We start from the raw sequence: 21903 nt of genomic DNA, 5'->3' as shown, positions 1-21903 counted from the left end.
TTCTTATGCTGCAGCTTCCTGCTTACGTAGCAACCTGCGTTCCATGCGTTTGGCAATAACAATGCAAAGCTCGAAAAGCAGGTACAAAGGTATGCCAACTAAAAACTGACTAATTACATCAGGCGGTGTAATGACCGCAGAAATGATAAAAAAGAACACAAGCACATGTTTGCGATATTTGCGCAAAAAGGCTGCGGTTATAATGCGGTTAATTGTAAGGAACAATACAATAAGTGGCATCTCGAAAGCAATGCCGGTTGCCAGGCAAAGCATAGAAATGGTTCGCACATAAGAACCTATGCGTATTTGGTTTTCGATACCTGCATCTAACTGATAAGTACTAAGAAAATTTATGGTGACCGGACTTAATACATAATACCCAAACGCGACACCGATGAAAAACAACAATGAAGCCATGAACAGCGAAAGCGGGAAACCCTTGCGCTCACCGGGGTTTAATGCCGGCTTCACAAAAAGCCATATTTCACGCAATATGAATGGCATGGCCAAAACTACTCCGGCAATCAATGAGATGGTTAAATGAGATTTGAATTGCCCTGCAATCTCGATATTGATGATATTTACGGGAGCCTGATTCATACATAAGGCTTCGGAACCAATAAAATGACTAAACCGGCAAAACAAAATATTGGAAATAAAATCAGCCTTTTGTGGCCCCAATATGACTGTATTGAAGATAAACTCTTTGAATAAAAATGCAATGGCGGCAAAAACCATTAATGCCAAAATGGAACGAATAATGGTAAATCGCAACTCCTCGAGATGATCAAAAAAAGACATCTCGTCGATGTTGCTACTTCTGCGGGGAAACAAACCGAACATAAAGACTGGGTTTTAGCAAAAAACGACTCCGATTTTAGGATTTTTTATTTTTTCCTGAATTGCCATTCATAGCGTTTTCTAACTCTTCATGTTCCTTTTTGATGGTTTCCCTTGTTTCATTGCTGGCATCTTTAAATTCTTTGACACCTTTTCCCAACCCACGCATGAGTTCGGGAATTTTTCGTCCGCCGAACAATACCAAAATAATAATGGCAATAATGATCAGTTCCGGACCTCCGATAATTCCCAATAATACGGTTAATAGTGTATTCATTTTTTTACCCTTTCAATAATTATTTAGCACCGCAAAATACAATAATCTGGTTAATTATTAAAAAAAACAAATCTATATATTTCCATGCTTAGAACATAACAATAAAAACAGGACTGATTCAAGCGAAAGCTATGCGTAAGTGCAGCCTTGCTTCGCCGTCCGCGTTCGCTAAAGATTCAGCGAACGCGGCTACGCGAAGACACAGTGTGTTATATTTTATGTCATAAACACTTCACCTAATAATTATTTACTCCTGTATTTCAGGAATACGTCCTGGTGTCCAGGGTGCATTTAGTTGGTTAAGTTCTTTTTCCAGCGCAGGTATTTTTTCTTCTGCTATCTTTTCTAACTGATCTGCAATAGGTGGAAAAATATCCTTCATAATAGCGTATTGCTCTTTAGCAGTTCCGGTTACATTGGTTGTTGAACTGTAATGTATCCACATTAGGTTGCTCATTCTTCTTAGCACAGGTATTTCGGCTGGTGGAATCTCTTCCCAACTGGCTTTAGCATCTACACCATGTAATTTGAACCTGATGTTTTCAAGTTCACTGGCAAGGGCTCGTGCCTGGTCGGCCAGCTCTTGCGAAGCTTCTGGTGTAGCATAAATAGCCTGCTGAATGGTAGCTGCTTTCTTTATCAACTCTTTATTCAGGTAATCAGCACCTCTCACAGCTCCGTACATGTTCATTACTTTATTTTGGAAAGCCATAAGTTCGTTACGGTCATCAGCTGGCAAGGTGGTGTTTTCCAGTGCATTTACTTTAAAAGTTTTGGGGCCTGCCAGTGGTTTTTCTTCACCATCGTCCCACAATGCAAGTTCCACTGAATATTCACCCGGTGCGGCCATCACTCCTGAGCCACCGGTTTTAACCGGGTTGAATTCATCTTTCTCAGACATTGGATAAAGCGCAGTATAGCGTAAATCCCAATTTATGCGGTTCACACCTTTTGATGGTTTTTTATTGATTTTACGTACAATATTTCCATTGGCATCTTTAATTGTAAAAATCAGGTGTGCCTGTTCCTCCAGCTCCTCTTTTTCAAGGGCTCTCCATGTTGGCTGTGGAATACGCTCACCTTCTTTAAAAAGCTTCTGCTCTTTCTTTCTGCGCTCCTGGCGTTTTGTTTTTGGAGCATCTTTCAGATAATAGGTAAATACTGCACCAAACTTTGGATTTTTGGCATAGTAATAATCAGATCCCTGATTGTAGCGGCCGCGTGTTTTCGCGTATTGCAATGCATTGGGCACATCGAACAAATGCGCCTCTTTTTTGAGCATCTCTTCAGTGATGTTTCTTAATGGTGCGTAATCGTCAATAACATAAAATCCGCGACCAAAGGTAGCAATTACCAAATCGTTCTCGCGTGGTTGAATAGCCATATCCATTACAGCAATAGCGGGCAGGCCTTTACTTAACTTATGCCATTTTTTACCGCCGTTAAGACTAAACCAGGCAGAAAATTCTGTTCCGGCAAAAAGTAAGTTTTTATTCAAATGATCCTGTGTAATGGTATGAACCGGACCATTTTCGGGCAATCCCTCTACCATGATATCCCATGTACGGCCTTTATCGGTACTTTTCAGAATATAGGGTTTAAAATCGTCTCTTTTATGATTATTGAACGTAGCGTAAACAACATTTGCATTAAAGCGGTCGGCAAAAATATCGCTCACATAGGTATGTTCAGGCACACCCGGGAAACCGGTAACTTTTGTCCATGTTTCACCGCTATTTTCAGTTACCTGAATTACACCATCATCAGTACCTGCAAATAAAAGCCCCTCCTGAACCGGTGATTCAACCAACGAAACAATTGTTCCAAACTGTGAGGTTGAAACATCTTTAGCAACTGCTTCTGCACTCCAGTATTTACCCATCACTTTCCATGTATTACGATCAATTTGTGCTGTAAGGTCATCACTTATTACCTCCCAGCTATTGCCGCGGTTGGTTGATTTAAATACTTTATTGGCCGCACAGTACAAAGTTTTATGGTCGTGCGGACTAAGAATTAACGGTGTATTCCAGTTCCATTTATAGGCTTTTTCATCCTTCCCTTCCAGGGGTTTAATTTTAACAGTTTCGCCCGATTTTTTGTCGTAACGGTACATGTTACCATATTGATACTCGGTATAAACAATATTTGGATCGGTAGGGTCAATGGCTGCAAAAAAGCCATCACCGCCCATGGTCACGAACCAATCGGCGTTTCTGATACCCTTGCTGCTTGTGGTTTGAGACGGTCCGCCCATTGAATTATTATCCTGTGTTCCTCCATAAACATTGTAGAACGGGTACTCATTGTCTACAGCAACGCGATAAAACTGGGTAACAGGAAGGTTGGCTTTAAAATTAAAGTGTTTTCCTCCGTCGTAAGTTTCATAAATACCGCCATCGCCACCAATAATAAAATGCTTGTTATCGTTTGGATTAATCCACAGTGCATGATCATCTACGTGACGATTGCTAGTAGATAACCTTTTCCATGTTTTACCTCCATCTTCTGTGTAATGTGAAAAAGTCTCAACCGAGTATACTTTATCTACATTAACCGGGTCACAAAATAATTCATTGTAGTATTGTCCGCTTGAACTATGATCGCTCATGCGCTGCCAGCTTTCTCCGCGGTTAGTAGACCTGTAAAAGCCACTTTTACCTTTGGCAGCCTGCATAATCAGGTAAACCACGTTGTGGTCAACCGGCGAAACAGCAATGCCCATACCTCCGATATGAACTCCGGGTAAGCCTTTCATTATTTTGCGCCATGTATCGCCACCATCAGTTGATTTATATACTGCAGATTCGGGACCACCACCAATTTTAGTGTAGTGGGTTCTTCTGCGCTGCTCTGAGGTGGAGTACATTATATCGGGGTTCACAGGATCAATAACCACGTTATTTACTCCGGTGTGTTTGGAAATATCGATTACTTTTTTCCAGTTTTCGCCACCATCAATACTTTTATAAAGCCCGCGCTCTCCACCGGGGCCCCATGCAGAACCTTCTGCTGCCACAAAAACGATATCGGAATTACGGGGATCAATAACGATATCGCCTACCTGGCGACTCTCTTTCAGTCCCATATTTTTAAATGACTGGCCACCATCAACAGATTTATAAACACCATTGCCATACCCGAGGGCACGTTGGTGATTGTTCTCGCCGGTTCCTACCCAAATCACATTATGGTTATTGGGATCCATGGTAACACAACCAATGGAATAGGCACCATAATTATCAAAAATAGGTTTAAAAGTTACGCCGTGATTAGTGGTTTTCCATACATTACCCGATGCAACAGCTACATAATATTCAGAATAATTATCAGGGTTCACTGCAAAATCGGCAATACGTCCGCTTGCCCATGCTGGTCCGAGACTACGCCACTTAAAAGCGTTTAATTTTCCGACCAAAGTATCTTTAGCCGCTTTTTCATCTTTGTCTTTTTTCTTCGCAAGGCTTTCGTGGGGTGAAGAGAATACAAAAACCCCCAGGAAAAGCGTCAACAGAAAAGTTTTAAAACTCATAGTTCACTTATTTTAGTTCAACATTGATAACCGAATTATCTATACTAAAATAAGGAGAAACCCATGAATAAATAAATAAAATAAAAAAACGTCCGATTTCGTGACAAAAAAACAACCAGAATTCATCTCGCCTATGACCGCGCAAATGTTTATATAGTACCTTTCAAAGGTCGCCCCCAGCAAAGCTCACCTGAAATTTATCATTTACATAGAACACACGCTAAAAGCCATCGGACAAGGCCGGTGGGTAACAGTGAATTTTCTGATGGTTTTTTTACTGCTCTGCCACACTAGTTTAAGGGGTGTTGGACTCATTGATTATTTATTTACTACCCAAATTAAGCGTTTATTCCCTTAGGTCATGAGCTAAAGGTTCTCGCTCACTGCCTGCCCTGTGCACAAAGTATCGGGGATAAAGAAATTGTATAGGTTTCACCTAAGTAAAGCGCTTTTTCACTGCGCTCAAACCGCTCAACTTAGGTATAATCATGTTCTCATAATATCTTTTTGCGTTAAAAAAAACACATACTACTGGTAATCAAACCCAAACAAGCACTTTTCACATATACGAATATTTAACTTACTATTAAGTATTTATAATTGATATTGTCTGAATATAGCCATACATTTGAAGATATTAATATCTTTTATTCTTATCTATAAGATAATATAACCTTTTAAAAAAGGTTGCTGAGCAACAAAAAATGTAAACACTTAAAAAATTACCCCATGAATCACATTTACCTATTTTCTAAAAATTACCTGTTCCTGGTTATCATAGGACTGTTTTCCGTTCAATCTGTTTTTTCCCAAAATTGCGGAATTACAGGTGATATTGATGTCTGCGAAAATGAAGTGGTCAGCTATAGTAGCGGGACTTCAGGTGAAATATACCAATGGAATGCCTACAACGGCATCGTATCCGGCACAGGTTCCACTGTGGATGTTAATTGGAATATGCCCGGCAACGGAGAGCTTACCCTGGTTGTAAAAGACAGTTTAAACCAAGTGGTTTGCACGCAATCGGTGGATATCACCATACATCCCCTGCCCGTGCCTAATATTCAGCCCTCGTTTGAAAACGCTTGCGGCAACATCCAGGAAGGTGATGATGGTGCCGATGGCGAAAACCGTAATCCTTGTTTTTCTGTTTGTGACTCCACCTGGATCACCTATTCAACGCCTTATCACAACGGAAGCACTTATTCCTGGTCCGTTACCGGAAATGCTGTGGTCGATTCCACCACACCCCATCAAATTGATGTGTTTTGGACAGGTGCAGGAACCGGATTAGTTGAAGTGACCGAAACCGACGCCAACGGTTGTGTTGGAAGCGATGAAATTTGCGTGAAAATATTGCCAAAACCTTTGGCCGGTATTAATTCAGAACCTACTGCAAGTGGCGGTGTCATTAATGCCTGTCTGGATCAACCTATTCAATTTTACAGCAATTCCAGCGCAGGAGCCGGCAGTCCTATATGGTCGTATACCTGGGTATTTGGCGATGGTGGCACTGAGGTACTCAACGCATCTGAAAGCAATGGAAATACAACCTATGCCTATAGCAGTCCCGGCACGTACAATGCCATGCTTATTATTGAAAATGAGTGCCATTGTAAAGATACTGCATATGTTACGGTAAATGTTTCCAGCGACCCCGGCCTCGAAATTGAATGTATCAGTACCGTTTGTCCGGGAAGCACTGTTACCTACTCTACCGATTCGACCTGTACCGATTACCTTTGGTCGGCTACCAACGGTACCATAGAGGGCGATTCTACCAACAGCGAAGTAACCGTGACCTGGGGCAATACCAGTCCGGCATATTTAACGGTTTCAACACCCGGTTGCAACGGCATTTGCTCTACACCTACTACAGTGGAAATACCTGTTATTTCGCCATCTGCAAATATTCATGGCGAGGAGTTGGTATGTCAGTATACCTGCGAAACCTATACGCTGGATTGCAATATTCCGGTGGACAGCATTGTTTGGCATTTCCCTGACGGAGTTACAGTGCAATCTGATACCATTAATGAACACGAAGTAAAGGTCTGCTTTTACGACCCTAATTTTACAGGCGGACAAATTGAAGTGGAGTATTACCACAACACCCCGGGCAGTCAAAATGAACTATCATGTGGTGGTACGGCTCTGCTTGACATTGAGGTACGCCCGCGGCTTTATCTTTCATATCCCGAAGAAATTTGTGATTCGTCGATGCTGACAGTGAATTACAACAACTCAACCTCTGGTGATCTGGAATGGACCATTACCGATGCTGCAGGGAGTACAACCCACTTAACCCATGTGCAAAGCGCCACTGATCCTTTTGATACAACATGGTCCTATGGCCCCGGAACCTTTGAAATTACAGTTAATGATTTAAGTGACAATTATTGTGATGCCCCGGATAGTTTTATTCTAAAGGTAAACGAATTACCTGCCCCGCCCGACAGCATAATGGGCCCCGATCCGGTTTGCGCGGGCGTGCCCTACCAATATTATGGTTTCACTACGGCCGCCAATTACAGCCTCAGCTGGGAATTTGAAAACGGCAATCCTTCCCAAAACACAGGACAAACAGCCTCTGTAGTTTGGGATAATAACGGTCCCTATGTGATATCAACATATCAAACCAACCCTGTTACCGGCTGCAAATCCACAGTTTTTAAAGATACTGTAGCCTCGCTCCTGCCTTTGGTTGATTCCGATATTTTTGGAAATGATACAGTATGCGCCAATGGCCAGCAGGATTATTATACCACCTCGCAAGGTGATGACTTTGTTTGGTCTGTCAGTCCCGAAATTGCAGGTAGTGTGGTATCAGGCCAACATGAGGCTGAGATTACCGTAGAGTGGAACAACTACAACGGCCCGGCCACGTTAACCCTGGAGCGCACCATCTGTAACCAAACTATTTCCACCGATTATGCCGTGGAGGTAATTGCACCGCCAACACCGGGGATAAATCTGCCGGCAGAGGCTTGCCAGGGAGCGCCCGTAACTATGACTGCCTCAGGCACCAATGCAACTTTCACATGGAACTTTGAGGATGGTACGACAGCTACAGGAGATACAGTAACTCATGTTTTCCAATCAGCAGGGAATCAAATCGTGACAGTCGATGCCAGCTATTCAGGTTTTTGCACCAGTACGGCATCGGCTACAGCCAGCATCATGATAAACCCCAGGCCCAACATTAGCATTTCAACACCCGATCCCACGGTTTATTGTGGTAGCGTACCGCCGGTGCACATGTACGTGGCATCTCCGGTTACCAGTAACTCGTACGATTGGCATTCCAACAGCTCCGGCACATTGCTGGCCTCTGGAACCAATTACACCACCAGTACAATAGATGAATATTATGTCGTAGGGCAAAACAGTTTTGGATGTATCGACACCAGTAACGTAATTCCCATTGACACCAGTTGTGTAGAATGCACACCGCTTAGTGGGTCATTTGTTGAATTTACCCGTACACGGTTAGATTGCAACGTCGATTCATTTGCAGGAAACTTTTCTTCAAATGCCACAAATCCGGTGTATAACTTCGACGACCCGTTCAGTGGAAGTAATGTGGTTGCAGGACAAAATGCCACCCACACTTTTACCGAACCCGGATATTACCGCGTAAAGCTCTGCGTGCAGGTTCCCAACCAGTCAGGTACCGATTCGTGCACCATATGTTATTCAGAAGTAGACACCATTAACTATATTCCAGATTTTATCGATTCTATATATTGCATGGACGGTTCCAACACCGTATCTGTAAAACTAATAAACAATACCAAGGTGTTAAGCACTGCCCCGGTACCTACATACGAATGGACCATCAATTCGGGCAGTGTGGTGAGTACCAGCACGAACCCCACCTTTAACCTGGCTCCGGGCTCGTACGATATTACCTTGATTGTAAACGGTGTATGCGAAATAACCAAAACAATTGTCATTGACGATTTACCCAATGCAAATATTATAGCCATGGATTCAGTTTGCGTGCAGGCACCTATTGCCTATACCAACATGAGTTCAGGAACCATTAGTTCATACGAGTGGGGTTTTGGTGATGGCGCCACTTCGTTGGTCAACAATCCGGTGAAAACATACTCATCAGCCGGAGCATACAATGTATCGCTAAAATTGACCAACAGCTACGGCTGTATCGACTCTTCAGCAACCACCGTAAATGTATTGCCCAATACGCTGGATGCTACAATTTCAGCCTTATCTGACACTATATTTTGTGCAGGCGATAGCGTTACACTGCAAAGCCTGGTGAATAATGGATACCCCGGATACAACTACCTGTGGTCAACCATTGAATCGACCCCGGATATTTGGGCACATTATACCGGAAGTTATTACCTGGAAGTCACCGACAGCCTGAATTGTTACAGCCGCAGCAATAACATTGGCGTATTGGTAAATCCGGTACCCCAACCGATTATTAACGGTGATGATGTTTTATGTTACAACGAACAGGAGACCTATACCGTAAATTATCCGAGCGGAGCCTACACCTTTGAGTGGACACTTAACGGCACGGTAATGTGGCCCACCAATAACGAGTATTCTTTTTATGCCAACAATATGGGCACTAACACCCTCAGCGTAAAAGTAATGAGTGCCGATTCATGTGTGGGTTACGATACTGTAAACATTGAGGTGATGCCCAACCCGAGTGTAACCATCAATACACCGGGCACCATGTGTGCAGGCGAAACCCATCTGCTTGAAGGAAGCTCCAACAGCACCAACATTACCCACAGTTACTGGAACACTGGAAGCACCAGCGATAGTTTGTGGGCTTCAGCTGCGGGCAGCTATACCTATACGGTTGTAGATTCGCTGGGATGTAAGTCCAATGCCACCCGTTTTATCCATCCATTACCCGATTTTTGCGGCTTGATGACCGGCTGTTACGATATTTGCGACACGGTAACCGAACTGGTATGGCATGCACCGCAAGGGTACGCCACGTACCAGTGGTTGTACAATAGCAATCCGATTGCCGGCAGCACTTACGACACATTGAATGTGCCTTTGCACCAGTCTGGCAATTACCAGGTCGTGATTGGAACTGCCATGGGCTGTACCGATACTTCAGATGTTATACAAATTGACTTTGTGCCGTGCGACAGTTGCGACGTTACAGCCACCCACAAAATTGATTGCGGGCCATTGGATGAAAACGGCAACCAAACCTATAACGTCAATTTTACAATTGATAATGGATTTGGACCCGGGGCCCTTGTAAACATTTACAGTTCGCAAGGTACAGTTACCGGTATTACACCCTCGGTTATACCGCTGGGCACAAGCACCGTAACAGCTACCTTTACCGATATGGCACCTGTTGATACCACGGTTTGCTTTAACCTAACCCTATCTTACGATGGCGAACGTTGCGGAACAGAAGTGTTATGCAGCGATTTACCCGAGTGCGACAATAATTGTGAATTACCGGTATTTAGCAGTTGTGCCCATTGTGAACAGGAAACCGACGAAGGATGGCAATATACGCTGGAAGTTACAGTGGATAATATTTATGGAGCCAATGGCAACTTATCAGTAACCTCGGGCTCAGGCGGAACATTTGGAACCATTTCACCCAACCCGGTTCCTCCAGGGTTAACCACCGTTGAAATTCCGTTCTTTGATGCCAATCCACACGACAGCATTATTTGCTTTACGCTGCTTATGGAAGTGAATAACAGGGTATGTGCACAGGACTTATGTATTTATCTGCCCGATTGCAATATTTCAGGAATCAATGCTGCCGGTGCCGACTTTAAGGTGATGCCTAATCCGGCCCGGGACCAAATAACCGTAAACGGAGAATTTAAACCCGGTGCTACACTCAGCATTTTAAGTATTTCAGGTAATGTGTGTGAAATTATTAAGCTTAATTCTAAAAAACTCACCATACCTGTAGATCATCTCAAGCCCGGCCCGTATTTCATTAAGGTCGTGCAACCGGATGGCGTAAAACAGCAATTGTTTATTAAAAAGTAAAATCAATTGCAGCTCGAAATACTAATTTTTTGTCCACCCACTGTACCTTTTGGTATGGTGGGTGATTTTTTTATGGGCTGGTTTTGTGAGGCCACATCAGTGAAAGCTATCATGCGGGTTCAGGTATGTTTAGACTGAAACGTATCACCCATTGATAACAAATCCATGTGATCTGTTTGAGGGAGGGAAAAATCATATTATGCATGGGTTACAGATTGGTGTAAGGGGGTACAAAAAAAGCCGCTGCGAGCACAGCGGCTTCTAAAATTATGTTTGATTGATGTTTATACAACACCCTGATCAATCATTGCATCTGCAACTTTAATGAAACCAGCAACGTTGGCTCCTTTAACGTAATTACAGAAATCACCATCTGTACCATATTTCAGGCAAGCAGAGTGAATACTTTCCATAATTGTGTGCAACTTAGCATCAACCTCTTCCGGGCTCCAGCTAAGTTTCATTGCGTTTTGGCTCATTTCCAAACCAGAAACAGCAACACCACCTGCATTGGCAGCTTTACCAGGTCCGAAGAGGATTTTACTATCAAGGAAATGCTCGATAGCTTCCGGAGTTGAAGGCATGTTGGCACCTTCAGATACGCAAATCACACCGTTAGAAACAAGTGCTTTGGCATCGTCGAGGTTCAATTCATTTTGGATAGCACATGGCAGCGCCACATCAACTTTTTGCTCCCATGGCCTTTTACCAGCAAAGAATTTTGCATTTGGGAACTCTTCTGCATATGGAGCAACAACATCGTTGTTCGATGCACGCAACTCAAGCATAAACTCGAATTTCTCTTCTGTGCTAATTCCATCCGGATCGTAAATATATCCGTCAGGACCTGAAATTGTAACTACTTTAGCACCAAGTTCTGTTGCTTTTTGAGTTGCACCCCAGGCTACGTTTCCAAAACCTGAAACGGCGACAGTTTTACCTTCAAACGTTTCTCCTTTGGTTTTAAGCATTTCCTTGGCAAAATATACATTACCAAAGCCTGTTGCTTCAGGACGAATGAGTGAACCACCCCAATTACGGCCTTTACCAGTAAATACACCAGTATATTCGTTACGCAGTTTTTTATACATACCGAACATGAAACCGATTTCGCGGCCTCCAACACCGATATCACCGGCAGGAACGTCTGTATTCGGGCCAATGTGACGGAATAGTTCAGTCATGAATGACTGACAAAAACGCATAATTTCACCGTCTGATTTTCCTTTTGGATTGAAGTCAGAGCCACCTTTACCACCACCAATAGGCAGTGTAGTCAGTGAATTCTTGAAGATCTGCTCAAATCCAAGAAATTTCAGGCCACCCAATGTAACACTTGGGTGAAAACGCAAACCACCTTTGTATGGTCCAATCGCGCTGTTGAATTCAATACGGTAACCACGGTTCACCTGTACCTCACCGTTATCGTCGCTCCATGATACACGGAACATAATAACACGCTCAGGTTCGAGCAAACGCTCTACAATTTTTTGATCACTGTACTTAGGATTTTCTTCTACAAAACCCTTAATACTTTCAAGCACCTCTTCGGCTGCTTGCAAAAACTCAGGTTGACCGGGGTTTTTGGCCTCCAGTTCAGCCATAATTTTCTGTAAATCCATATGTTTTACAATTTATAAGAACATTAATCAATGATTCGACAATTTATTATTGTCGCTTACAAAGTAATAGGAAACATTTATCATTTCCAATGAAAACTTAACAGAAAATTCACTTTTTAGCATTGTTTTTTAACACATATCACAAACTTCGTGAAAAGCTGATAAATGTCATGGTTTCAGGACAATGCCTTTGTTTCTCTTGGCCTCAATTTTCACTACTGCTGGTTGAGAAAATCGCACATGTCTTATAAAATCTGTTTCGAATACGGCAGGTTGATTATCCAGAAACTCAACATCATATTTTCCATCATTCATAAAAGGGTTGATGGTGAAATAACCAATACGGAAGGAGGTTAAATTCTGGAAAAAATGGGTTCCCTGACTCGGATCTATGCGATAATTGGGCAAACCTGATTCAACAATAAGCCTTGCCTGGGATATTTGGCTCCATTTAATAGGTACACCCAACCACGGATCTGATGACCCCCAGCGACCAGGTCCGACAAGAATATAGTTTTTGTTTTCCTCTCTGAATTTCCGGTTCAAATCATCGAGTTCTTCAGCAATTTGCTTGGTTTTTTCCGGATTAAAGCTGTCGGGTTTTACGTAAATAAAATCGTATAAATCATCAATTATTCCATTACCTAACGCCTTTTCTGATACAAGTATACACTCTTCTTCATTGACTTCCCCCAGATCAAAGTTCAGTGTATCAGACGCTTCAACTATCGGTCTGATTTGTAGGAAACTAAAAATTTCCGGACAGTCCTCTCCTGTATCGAGATTTACAGCAAATTCAATTTCTACCGGGTGATTCATCTCTTTTTGCCCCACATGCAATAAAGTATTAAGAATATCGCTTAAGGGGAAAGAGTTATATTTCAGTATCCCTGAGAAGGTAATTAGTTTTTTTCCTTTTCCATATGATCCGTCGCGCACTATATTATCCTGAAAATCATACACTGAACATATTTTTTTAATCGCCCCGTCTTTGTCGGCCTCTTTTATACTGAGCTCTTCCATATTAATTCCATCATCGGTAGAATCGATATAATCCTCAGGATTCATGCTCAGCGCATAAAATTTCTTCTGCGTTTCTGTCAAAGCCATTTGCGGTGTTGACAACTGCAATACCTTTTTGGGGTATTTGGGAGAAAAACGCAACGTTTTGCCGCCTTCTACAATAATTTTCCCTAAACCAAGGCCAATGGAGGTGATGCCATCTTCTGGTTTTTCGGGATCAATGGGATAGAAATTCACCGAGCGTGCAACACCTGAAATGGTCGGGTAAAACCGATCTCCATAAGTGGAACCCGTCACCTCCTGTAAAATTATGGCCATTTTCTCCTCGTCGATCACATTCCTTGTTGCTTCCATATAAGCTTTACTGCTGCGATAAAAAACTGATGCATACACACTTTTAATAGCCCTGAAGAGCATCTCCAGCATCTCCTCGTCTTCTTTGATATAAGGAATCATGTATGTGGAATAGATACCGGCAAAAGGCTGATAATGGCTATCTTCAAGCAAACTGGAAGAGCGAATAGCCAATGGTGTTGATGTTTTTGATAAAAGGGCTTTTAATTTATCTTTTACATGATGTGGCAAGGTACCACTTAAGAAATGTTGTAAGATTACCTCATCATCGAGGTCGAGTAAGGCTATTTCATAAAGATTATTATTGGTCATAAACTCATCAAAAATATCTGTACACAATACGATAGTGCGAGGAATACTAATGATGATATTTTCGTACTTATAGAATATTTTGTGTTTCTTAATAACATTATCTACAAAAGCCAATCCTCTTGCTTTACCGCCAATTGAGCCTTCTCCTATCCGGGAAAAGATGGAGTATTCATCGAAGCCATCTCCTTCGAATTTAGAAATGATACCTCGGCCCCGATTAATTCTATAGCGAGATATTTCTTTGAGCACATATTCTCTAACCTCTTCTATTGTATCAAAGTCAGATGTGGAAGCTTTTGAAAAAATATTGGCAAGCGAAAAAAGAGAACGGGCTTTTAGCCACTTTGAAAAGTCATGCCGCTGGCTATGAAAACGAAGGCTCTCCACAGGGACGGTTCTAACCGCCTCCTGAAACGAAACCAGATCGTGCGCCCTTGCAGCTGTTTCTCCTGTTCTCGGATCTTTAAAAACGAAATCGCCAAACGCGAAATTATTAATTACATAATCGCGAAGTTCAAGCGATAACTTATTGGAGTTCTTATCCAAAAAACCCACATCAAGTTTATCGGCAATAGTTCTGTTTTGGGGTCTCGAAGACTGCAAAAGAAATGGCAAATATGGATTATCAGCTTTTACATGTTCGCACAATTTAAAACCGGCATGCGGGTCTTTCATATTATCTTTCGAATATCTGATATCCGAAATAACGCCCAGCATATTATTTCTGTATTTATTATAGTATGCAATTGCATCTTCGTAATTTGTAGCCAATAATATTTTGGGCCTTCCTCTTTTTCTAATCATCCTTTGGTGTTCATTGAGTCCTTCCTGCATAAAACGCTCACTCTGATGAAATATAACCTTATAAAGATTGGGCAAATAACTCGAATAAAAACGTATGGAGTCTTCTACAAGCAATACCACCTGAACGCCTATTTCATTGGCATCTCTATCAACGTTCATTCGGTCCTCAATAAGCTTCACAATTGCGAGTAGTAAATCGGCATTTCCAAGCCATGAAAAAACATAATCAATTGATCGCCTATCTTCATTTTGAAGGCGCATACTCACTTCTCTTGAAAAATGTGTTAGTACAACAATTGGAATTTCAGGGTATTGGCTTTTTATTTGATTAGATAATTGAAAAGCATCGGTTTCTCTAACGCTAAGCATAGAAATTACAAGATCGATATTACCTCCTTCTAATATCTTAAATGCTTTTGTGGCAGAATTTGCCTGAACAAAAACCGGTGGGTAGCGTAGGTTTAAGGATACATATTCTTTAAAAATCTGTTCATCAATACGTCCGTCCTCCTCGAGCATGTAGGCATCATAATTGCTACAAATCAGCAAAACACGGTAAATACGTTTTTGCATCAGGGCCTTAAACATGGTTTCTTTATCGAAATACTTCTTTGATTGTATAAACTCACGATAAATGGATGTCAACATAAAATTGCATGTATTTAATTAAATAAAAGTAGTTTAAAAACACTGAAGAAGTTTACACTGCATCATTTTGGGTCAATATAATTAAAATTACAGAAAGAAATCTAAAGGTAACAACTTTTTTAAATACTACTTTTTTTCCAAAAAATTTTGTCAATTTAGGTTTATTGCGTATTATTGTCACATAATTCCCAAGTCAATCTTCTTAGATAATCACCACAATTTTACATAATCAAATTACACTCAGATGTACGATATTTTAGAACTGAACAAAAAACTTGTTTCAGAACTTAAAGAGATTGCGGCTGATCTAAAAATTAAAAAAATTGAATCTTTACGAAAGCAGGATCTCATCTACAAAATTTTAGACCAGCAAGCTATTAAAGCCTCCGAAGAACAGCAATCCCAAACAGAGGACAACGACAAAAAATCAAGTTCAAAGAGACCCAGAGTCCGACGGGTTGAAAGAGTTTCAGCAAAGCAAGACAAGAAACAGGATTCACAGAATCAGGCTGAAGCTGGTGAACAGGAAAAATCAAAGCCCAAACGCAAAGAGCGGGTTGAGAAAAAAGAAAAAACACAACCTGTAACTGGCACAGACAATCAGCAACAAGAAACGGCAAAACAAAATGAGCCTGTAGCTGAAAATAAACCGGTAGAAAAACCAAAACCGGTAGAGAAGCCAAAACCGGTAGAGAAGCCAAAATCTGTAGAGAAACCAAAACCTGTAGAGAAACCAAAAACCGTAGAAAAGCCAAAACCTGCACAAGAAAAGAAACATCAGAAACCAGCTCAGGAAAAGGAACAGAAACAAGTTTCCAAAAATATACCTGGCAGAAAAGAAAGCAATCAGTCAGACCAGAACAAAAATGGTGACCGCCATAAAAATAAACGGTTTGAATTTGAAGGGATTGTTACAGCAAGCGGTGTATTGGATATAATGTCTGACGGTTATGGTTTTCTCCGATCTTCAGACTACAACTATTTCAACAGCCCGGATGACATTTACGTAAGTCAATCGCAAATAAAACTTTTTGGACTAAAAACCGGCGATACTGTAGAAGGAAGCATACGTCCACCCAAAGAAGGTGAGAAATATTTCCCATTAATTAAGGTTCACCAAATTAATGGCCGTCCACCAGAGGAAGTTAGAGACAGAGCCCCATTCGATTTTCTCACGCCACTCTTCCCTCACGAAAAATTCAATCTTACAGGCAAAAAAAGTAATCTATCGACACGTATTGTTGATATGTTTGCTCCAATTGGTAAAGGGCAAAGAGGATTAATTGTAGCCCAGCCCAAAACCGGTAAGACGGTATTACTGAAAGACATTGCCAACGCCATAGCAGCAAACCATCCCGAGGTTTACATGATAATTTTACTTATCGATGAAAGACCGGAGGAAGTAACAGACATGGCACGTAGTGTAAATGCAGAAGTTATATCATCAACTTTTGATGAACCAGCAGAGCGACATGTAAAAGTGGCAAACATTGTACATGAAAAAGCCAAGCGCATGGTAGAATGCGGCCATGATGTTGTAATATTGCTCGACTCTATTACAAGACTGGCCAGGGCTTTCAATACTGTATCTCCAGCTTCTGGTAAAGTGTTGTCGGGAGGTGTTGATGCCAATGCACTGCATAAGCCCAAACAGTTCTTTGGTGCAGCGAGAAAAATTGAGCATGGAGGTTCCTTAACCATCCTATCTACAGCACTTACAGAAACAGGCTCCAAAATGGACGATGTAATCTTTGAAGAGTTTAAAGGAACCGGTAACATGGAACTCCAACTCGACAGAAAACTATCGAACCGCCGTATTTTCCCATCAATAGACATTCCGGCATCAAGCACACGCCGCGAAGATTTATTGATCGACAAAGATTTAATCAACCGAATTTGGGTGTTGCGCGATTACCTTGCTGACATGAATAGCATAGAAGCGATGGATTTTATGCGAAACAGAATTGGAAAAACTAAATCCAATGAAGAGTTTTTATTGACCATGGATAAATAAAATAAACTCTCATATAACATTACAAAAGCGGATTCAAATTGAATCCGCTTTTTTTATTGATTAAGTTTTGTTAGTCTCTTATTCTTTGTACATTGCTACGTAATAATGATTACTCAAATTTCGCACCCAAAAAATAGTACTATGAAAAAAACAGCAACAGTTTTAAGTTTAGCTTTTTCGCTCCTTTTGTTATTTGCAGGTTGCGAACAGAAGCAAATAAAATCCCAGGGAGAAGAAGAACTCCAGCTTACATCGCCCAAAGGCTTTAAAGCAGCTAACTCAATTAGTGAACTTAAATCGTTTATTAATTTAAATACCAATGACAGAATAACTTCCATAGAATATTTGGAAAGTGAGAAAGCCAATGCAGCTATCATTTCTTATGTAAGGGCTGATAGTAAAATAGAAGAAACTATAGCTATTGGTAAAGGAGAAGTGCATTTTACAAGCAACAATTTAATTACAAAGCAGCAAAACCTTACAGAACTAAAGGAACAAGATGGCGGAAGCTGGACTATATCATGCACGGGAACGGGAGAATGCACTAACTGCGAAATTCAGGGCACCGTTGATGCTGACGGAAACATCAATTTTTCTTGCACAGAAACTTGTTGCGACATGGGAGTAACTACAAATGCAGATGCTGCTAAAGACAACAAATAAAGACACTTACCTTTTATAAATATTTGTAGATTTACTTCGAATTCTTATAACTAAACCACAAACGATATTTTATAATGCGGATTATTTCCCCAATAATCCGTATTTTTGTTGTGCCCCTTCGAATATTATTATTTAAAATGCTTTTATATAAGTCAAAATAAACGGTTTGACAACATATTTGTAAGGAAAAAAGGAACAAATAATGTAATTTTGTAGGTGAAAAAATTCTAAATATAAATCCAGAAAAGTATGGCTAAAAAGAACTTTATTACCTGTGACGGTAACTATGCTGCAGCGCATGTAGCATATATGTTTAGTGAAGTAGCAGCGATTTACCCGATTACGCCATCATCTACAATGGCAGAATATGTGGATGAATGGGCAGCATATGGAAGGAAAAACATATTTGATGAACCAGTAGAAGTTGCAGAGCTTCAGTCAGAAGGCGGCGCTTCAGGTGCAGTTCATGGATCCTTGCAGGGAGGAGCCCTTACTTCGACCTTTACAGCATCGCAAGGATTGCTGTTAATGATTCCCAATATGTATAAAATAGCCGGAGAGTTATTACCTGGCGTATTTCACGTATCGGCTCGTAGTTTGGCCGCTCAGGCATTATCAATATTCGGCGACCATAGCGACGTTATGGCTACACGCCAGACAGGTTTTGCCCTGTTAGGAACAGGCAGCATCCAGGAAATTATGGACCTTGCACCCATAGCGCACTTAGCTTCGATAAAATCACGCGTACCATTCCTACACTTCTTCGATGGTTTCAGAAATTCACATGAAATCCAGAAGGTAGAAGCTCCTACAACAGAAGAAATGGCAAAACTCGTTGATTATGAGGCATTACAAAGATTCAGAGACAATGCCTTGAATCCTGAGCATCCGGTTACCAGAGGAACAGCACAGAATCCCGACATATACTTCCAAACACGCGAAGTAGCCAATCCATTCTATGACAAGCTTCCTGACATTGTTGAAGAATACATGCAGGAAATAAAGAAAACAACGGGTCGCGAATATCATCCATTTAGCTATTATGGAGCAGATGATGCCGAAGATATTATCGTAGCAATGGGTTCGATTACTGATACCATCAAAGAAGTGGTTGACTACAAAATAGCCAAAGGCGAAAAAGTAGGTGTAATAAGTGTACACTTATACCGTCCATTCTCAGCTAAATATTTCTTTAAGGCCCTTCCAAAATCTGTGAAAAACATTGCAGTTATGGATCGGACAAAAGAGCCGGGATCACATGGTGAGCCACTCTACCTTGACATAGTAGAACTTTTCAAAGATGATGCTAATGCACCAAAAATTATTGGTGGCCGTTATGGATTATCTTCAAAAGATACTACCCCAGCTCAAATTTTCAGTGTTTACGATAACCTGAAGAAAAAAGAATCGAAAAACTACTTTACCGTAGGTATTGTAGACGATGTAACAAACCATTCGCTTGAAATTGGAAAAGAGATTAATGTTTCGCCAGAAGGTACATACTCAGCAAAATTCTATGGAATTGGATCTGACGGTACTGTTGGTGCAAATAAAAACTCCATTAAAATTATCGGAGAAACTACAGATAAGTTCTGTCAGGCATATTTTTCATATGACTCCAAAAAATCTGGTGGAGTAACAACATCACACCTCCGTTTTGGCGACAAACCAATACGCTCACCATATCTGGTAAACTCACCTGATTTTGTAGCCTGTCACGTGCCAGCCTACCTCGACAGTTACGATATGCTTAAAGGCCTGAAAAAAGGCGGAACTTTCCTACTCAACTCAATTTGGGATGAAGAGGAAACAAAAAAACGCCTGCCCAATAGCGTAAAAAAATACCTGGCTGAAAACGACATTAAATTTTACATTATCAATGCCACAAAAATTGCAGAAGAAATTGGTCTGGGCAACAGAACCAATACCATTATGCAATCGGCTTTCTTCAAAATTTCTGAAGTAATACCTTACGATAAGGCTGTAGAAGAGATGAAGAATTTCATTGTAAAATCTTTTGCCCGCAAAGGTGATGAGATTGTTAAAATGAACAATGCAGCTGTAGATAAGGGTGGCGAAAAAGTACAAAAAATAGATATCCCATCAGATTGGGCTAAACTTTCAGCAGACAAAAAAGCCAAAGACGAGAGAAACATACCCGATTTCGTTAAAAATGTAGCAGAACCAATGAACCTGCTTAAAGGCGATGACCTTCCGGTAAGTGCTTTCGTTGGGCGCGAAGATGGTACATTCCCCGCCGGATCAACAGAATTCGAAAAACGGGGTATTGCAGTTACGGTTCCTGAATGGCAAATGGAGAATTGTATTCAATGTAACCTTTGTGCAAATGCATGCCCACACGCAGCCATTCGTCCATTCCTCCTTACAGAAGATGAACTCGCTAATGCACCGGAAGGTACAGAAGCAAAAAAAGCCGTAGGAAAAGGCCTCGAAGGACTTCAATACCGCATACAGGTCACTCCACTCGATTGTACTGGCTGTGGTGTTTGTGAAGATGTTTGTCCTTCAAAAACCAAAGCTCTGGTAATGAAACCACTCGATTCTCAAAGAGATGAAATCGAACGTTGGGATTACATGTTCAATAAAGTTACCATTAAAGAAGACCGATTCAATAAGAAGCAAAATGTGAAGAATGCACAATTTGCACAACCATTATTTGAGTTCTCAGGCGCATGTGCCGGTTGTGGTGAAACACCATACATCAAAACCATTACACAGCTTTATGGAGACCGCATGATGGTGGCTAATGCTACAGGTTGTTCTTCAATTTATGGCGGATCGGCTCCTTCTACACCTTACCGCAAAAACCACGAAGGTAAAGGACCGGCCTGGGCAAATTCACTTTTCGAAGACAATGCAGAATACGGATTTGGTATGGCACTTGGTGTACAAAACCTGCGCAAACGCATGGCCAACCAAATGACAAAAGCCATGAATGATGTAGGTTCTGAAACCAAAGCAGCTTTCGAACAATGGATAGAAAGCAGAGAAGATGCCGACAAATCTGAAGAAGCATCAAAAGCTGTTGTTGAAGCTCTACAGAAAGAAAAACATCCGGTAGCAAAAGATATCTTGTCGCTAAAAGATTACCTGATCAAGAAATCAGTGTGGATCATTGGAGGTGACGGATGGGCTTATGACATCGGTTATGGTGGTTTAGACCATGTAATTGCTTCTGGTGAAGATGTGAATTTATTGGTACTCGACACTGAGGTATATTCAAATACCGGTGGTCAGTCATCTAAAGCAACACCTGCGGGAGCAGTAGCAAAATTTGCTGCCAGCGGTAAGAAAATTCGCAAAAAAGACCTTGGCATGATGGCAATGACTTATGGATATGTTTATGTAGCTCAGGTAGCTATGGGCGCAAATACCGCACAGTACCTCAAGGCTGTAAAAGAGGCTGAAGCATATCCGGGTCCATCAATCATCATAGCTTACTCACCATGTATCGCACACGGATTGCGTAAGGGTATGAGCAAAACTCAGGCAGAACAGAAAGATGCTGTAGCTTGTGGTTACTGGCACATGTTCCGTTACAATCCTATGTTAGAAGCTGAGGGTAAAAACCCATTCCAGCTTGATTCAAAAGAACCTAACTGGGATCAGTTCCAGGATTTCCTTAAATCAGAAGTGCGCTATACTTCTCTAATGAAAAGCTTCCCAGAAGAAGCTAAAGAGTTGTTCAAAAATGCTGAAGAGAACAGCAAATGGCGTTATAAATCATATCAGCGCATGGCGGCTATGGATTATTCTGAATAAAAATAGATTT

At 41.3% G+C, this 21903-nt stretch carries 9 protein-coding genes; 4 read left to right on the top strand and 5 right to left on the bottom strand.

Features of this window, described 5'->3' with window-relative positions; all coding sequences use genetic code 11:
* Positions 1-3: 3 nt before the first annotated feature.
* From tatC to ACTB0Y_RS10200, 3 genes are all read right to left on the bottom strand, one after another.
* Positions 4-843, bottom strand: coding sequence for a twin-arginine translocase subunit TatC (tatC, locus tag ACTB0Y_RS10210; protein ID WP_463206715.1), 840 nt, complete (start codon positions 841-843; stop codon positions 4-6).
* Between the two features lie 34 nt (positions 844-877).
* Positions 878-1117, bottom strand: coding sequence for a Sec-independent protein translocase subunit TatA/TatB (locus ACTB0Y_RS10205; protein WP_463206714.1), 240 nt, complete (start codon positions 1115-1117; stop codon positions 878-880).
* A 247-nt stretch (positions 1118-1364) separates the two neighbouring features.
* The gene (locus ACTB0Y_RS10200; protein ID WP_463206713.1) at positions 1365-4649 is read right to left on the bottom strand and encodes a VPS10 domain-containing protein; all 3285 of its coding nucleotides are present in this window, start codon (positions 4647-4649) and stop codon (positions 1365-1367) included.
* Between the two features lie 729 nt (positions 4650-5378).
* On the opposite strand from ACTB0Y_RS10200, the gene ACTB0Y_RS10195 reads away from it, so the two are divergent.
* A complete protein-coding gene (locus ACTB0Y_RS10195; protein ID WP_463206712.1) occupies positions 5379-10670 on the top strand; it encodes a PKD domain-containing protein in 5292 nt (1763 codons plus the stop codon).
* A gap of 284 nt (positions 10671-10954) precedes the next feature.
* On the opposite strand, the gene gdhA is transcribed toward ACTB0Y_RS10195, so the two are convergent.
* Both gdhA and ACTB0Y_RS10185 read right to left on the bottom strand, forming a co-directional pair.
* Entirely contained in the window at positions 10955-12292 is a 1338-nt protein-coding gene (gdhA, locus tag ACTB0Y_RS10190; protein ID WP_463206711.1) for an NADP-specific glutamate dehydrogenase, read from the bottom strand.
* 168 nt (positions 12293-12460) lie between these two features.
* On the bottom strand, positions 12461-15421 hold the full coding sequence (locus ACTB0Y_RS10185; RefSeq protein ID WP_463206731.1) for a PEP/pyruvate-binding domain-containing protein: 2961 nt from the start codon (positions 15419-15421) through the stop codon (positions 12461-12463).
* 256 nt (positions 15422-15677) lie between these two features.
* On the opposite strand from ACTB0Y_RS10185, the gene rho reads away from it, so the two are divergent.
* The 3 genes from rho to nifJ all read left to right on the top strand — a co-directional run bounded on the left by rho (position 15678) and on the right by nifJ (position 21893).
* Complete coding sequence (gene rho / locus ACTB0Y_RS10180) at positions 15678-17447, top strand: transcription termination factor Rho (protein WP_463206710.1); 1770 nt, start codon at positions 15678-15680, stop codon at positions 17445-17447.
* A gap of 141 nt (positions 17448-17588) precedes the next feature.
* The gene (locus tag ACTB0Y_RS10175) at positions 17589-18110 is read left to right on the top strand and encodes a hypothetical protein (RefSeq protein ID WP_463206709.1); all 522 of its coding nucleotides are present in this window, start codon (positions 17589-17591) and stop codon (positions 18108-18110) included.
* A gap of 249 nt (positions 18111-18359) precedes the next feature.
* Positions 18360-21893 (top strand): pyruvate:ferredoxin (flavodoxin) oxidoreductase, encoded by a 3534-nt coding sequence (gene nifJ, locus ACTB0Y_RS10170; RefSeq protein ID WP_463206708.1) that lies wholly within the window; start codon positions 18360-18362, stop codon positions 21891-21893.
* The last annotated feature ends 10 nt before the right edge of the window (positions 21894-21903 follow it).

This window comes from Salinivirga sp. (assembly GCF_055145285.1).
Note: the sequence above shows the minus strand (reverse complement) of the source record. Positions and strands in the feature narration are given on the sequence as shown.

What these genes read in the sequence shown, in the direction of transcription:
- tatC (WP_463206715.1), bottom strand. Translation starts at nt 843, where the DNA reads ATGTTCGGTTTGTTTCCCCGCAGAAGTAGCAACATCGACGAGATGTCT.
- ACTB0Y_RS10205 (WP_463206714.1), bottom strand. Translation starts at nt 1,117, where the DNA reads ATGAATACACTATTAACCGTATTATTGGGAATTATCGGAGGTCCGGAA.
- ACTB0Y_RS10200 (WP_463206713.1), bottom strand. Translation starts at nt 4,649, where the DNA reads ATGAGTTTTAAAACTTTTCTGTTGACGCTTTTCCTGGGGGTTTTTGTA.
- ACTB0Y_RS10195 (WP_463206712.1), top strand. Translation starts at nt 5,379, where the DNA reads ATGAATCACATTTACCTATTTTCTAAAAATTACCTGTTCCTGGTTATC.
- gdhA (WP_463206711.1), bottom strand. Translation starts at nt 12,292, where the DNA reads ATGGATTTACAGAAAATTATGGCTGAACTGGAGGCCAAAAACCCCGGT.
- rho (WP_463206710.1), top strand. Translation starts at nt 15,678, where the DNA reads ATGTACGATATTTTAGAACTGAACAAAAAACTTGTTTCAGAACTTAAA.
- ACTB0Y_RS10175 (WP_463206709.1), top strand. Translation starts at nt 17,589, where the DNA reads ATGAAAAAAACAGCAACAGTTTTAAGTTTAGCTTTTTCGCTCCTTTTG.
- nifJ (WP_463206708.1), top strand. Translation starts at nt 18,360, where the DNA reads ATGGCTAAAAAGAACTTTATTACCTGTGACGGTAACTATGCTGCAGCG.